Raw genomic sequence first — 2,335 nt, 5'->3', positions numbered from 1 at the left:
GGGTGTGCCCACCGCAGTGGGCACACCCCGGCCACCCCTGCTACGGGTGCAGCCGCAACCGCCGGAACTGGCATCGCGCCTGACCGGCGGCGGTGACCAGAAAGCCGACTCCGGCGAACTGCCACCCCGACAGCCCGTTGGCACATGCCAGCGGCACAGCAACGGCCGAGGCGAGGGAGGCGAGGGAGACCGAAACTCCCCAGTAATCAAAGCCGGACCGCCTTCGGGCCGGCAGCGGGACACTGGTACGTTCGGTGGTGATCACGGGGCGAATAGACCGCCCCGTGAGGGCGTGGCGGTGCATGGCACTCCTCCGCTCGGGCCCCGGCCATGGTGTGGCTGCACCGCAGGCCGGGGCTCTCGTAACTGACGCTTCAAAAGGTACTCCCCCGCAGAACAAGATTGCACCACGGATACCCAACGCCTGCGCTGCACGTGCGAATGGGAATGACTTTCCCGACGCGATTCCTTCTCGTTTGCAGATCTTGCATCGGTACCGGTCCCGGGCCTGCCTCGGCATCGAATTCAATCAGGAACGAGCATCTTCGGACACGTCCCATTTGCCATCGACCGGAAAGAGTCAACTCCCGAACCGGAGCGCCACGGGGGCGACTACAGGCCTGTAAATGGGCGAGGCGGATTCCGATATCCATCGAATTGCAGATGCAACCAATCGGACGATGGCAGTCCACATAGTTGTGATGCATGTCACATGATGTGGAGGGTGGGGGGCCGCTCCGTACAGCACCGACGTCGTAGCCGCCGCAGTCGACAGCGAGCCATCGGGCGCCGCCCCCGGCGCCGCCGGGATCGCCCTCAAGCCGGCCGACGCCCTTCTGGGCTGTCCACGGACACAGCACCCCGGATGCGCCGGTTGGCCCACCGGGCCTTCTTGGGAACACCGGCACCTGCCAGCACGTCAGAATGCCGTGTGGCCCGGCGGCGTGCCGGCAGAACCGAAGACAGGACGTCATGACCCGCTACAGCATCGACCCCGACCGCCGTGAGCTGATCGCCACCTGGGGAACAGGCGAGGGCGACCTCGCCACCCGGGTCGCCTCCCTCCCCGCCGGGGCCGGGACCTCCGTTCTCCTGGGTCTGGCCCGCGCGCTCAGCCACCTGTCCGAGGCCGCCTGGCGCACCTACACCCACCCCGCCAGCGCCGCCGGCTCCCTGGAGCCCAACTCCGAGGGCTGGCGCCGCGAGCAGGAACGCGGACGCTTCGGCGAGGTCGCGGACGCGATCGCCAAGCCGAACCTGCCCAGCGGCGGCGCGATGATCGTCTCCTACAGCCGCCTGCTCGAATCCGCCCACCAAGTGGGACGCACCCTCCATGACCTCGATAACCCCGAACTCACCAAACTCGTCCTCGCCGAGGCCGCCACCGAGCTCGCCGCCGTCGAGAACGCCGAACTCGGCGACCTCACCGGCCGCGCCCAGCAGGCCGTCCTACTCAGCCGCGAGAACGCCTCCCCCGTCCAGGTCGCCGCCGCGAACCGACTCCTCGAACAGGACCCCTTCGGGTCATCCGAGCTGTTCTCCCAGGTCGACCCCACCGCGGCCGCCGTCGCCGCCGCCCACTGGCTCGCCGCCGCGGCCGAGGTCACCGCCGACATCTCCGGCCACGACCTTGACCAGGTCGTCCAGGAAGCCGACAACATCGAGGCCCTCCCCACGAGACCCCCACCCTCGTCCTCGGCCTCATCGACGCCGGCGCCACCCCGCACGAAGCCGTCACCGGCCTCGTGCGCCACGCCCTGCGCATCACCGACGGCCTGCTGCCCGACCCCGACGCCCTGCGCGAGCAGCTCGACGACCTGGAGGAGACCCTCGCCGACTACGGCGACGACGCACCCGACCTCGCCGACGTCGAACTGCGCCTGACCCCCCTCGACCCCAGGCGTCCGGCCCGCGACCTCCTCGAAGACCTCCTCACCGGTATCCACGCCTGCTGGCTCCTCCACAGCGAGTACGACGACCTCGACGACGAGGACGACGACACCAGCGCGGAAGACTGGACCGACGAACAGGCCGAACAGCACCAGCAGCGCAGCCGTGAGCGCTTCGCCCACCTCGTCCGCGAAACCGCTGCCCACCACGAACCGCTCATCTGATCGCCAGCCCCAGCTGCGAGCACGCTGCCTGGAGGTGTGGATCAGGTCGGTGGACGACCTCGACCGACCGATGCCACTGCTTCGCGCCTCCTACGAGGCGGTTACATAGGCACACCCAACGACCCCGGGTTCTACCGCCGCGACGGGAGAACCCGGGGTCGTTGCAACAACCAAAAGAACCCAAGGCTCCTGACCTGGACCTTAGTGTGAAAGGTCAGCGA

At 68.7% G+C, this 2,335-nt stretch carries 2 protein-coding genes; one reads left to right on the top strand and one right to left on the bottom strand.

What is annotated here, in order from left to right; genetic code table 11:
• Nucleotides 1–40: 40 nt before the first annotated feature.
• On the bottom strand, nucleotides 41–265 hold the full coding sequence (locus ACFRMQ_RS40225) for a hypothetical protein (protein WP_380735867.1): 225 nt from the start codon (nucleotides 263–265) through the stop codon (nucleotides 41–43).
• A gap of 707 nt (nucleotides 266–972) precedes the next feature.
• Between ACFRMQ_RS40225 and ACFRMQ_RS40220 the strand changes: the two genes are divergently transcribed.
• Complete coding sequence (locus tag ACFRMQ_RS40220; RefSeq protein WP_380735866.1) at nucleotides 973–1,884, top strand: hypothetical protein; 912 nt, start codon at nucleotides 973–975, stop codon at nucleotides 1,882–1,884.
• Nucleotides 1,885–2,335 lie beyond the last annotated feature (451 nt).

This window comes from Kitasatospora sp. NPDC056783 (assembly GCF_042789895.1).
Taxonomy (GTDB): Bacteria; Actinomycetota; Actinomycetes; order Streptomycetales; family Streptomycetaceae; genus Kitasatospora.
Note: the sequence above shows the minus strand (reverse complement) of the source record. Positions and strands in the feature narration are given on the sequence as shown.

Bases quoted from the DNA above. Each gene is read 5' to 3' on its own strand.
- ACFRMQ_RS40220 (WP_380735866.1), top strand. From the start codon at position 973: ATGACCCGCTACAGCATCGACCCCGACCGCCGTGAGCTGATCGCCACC.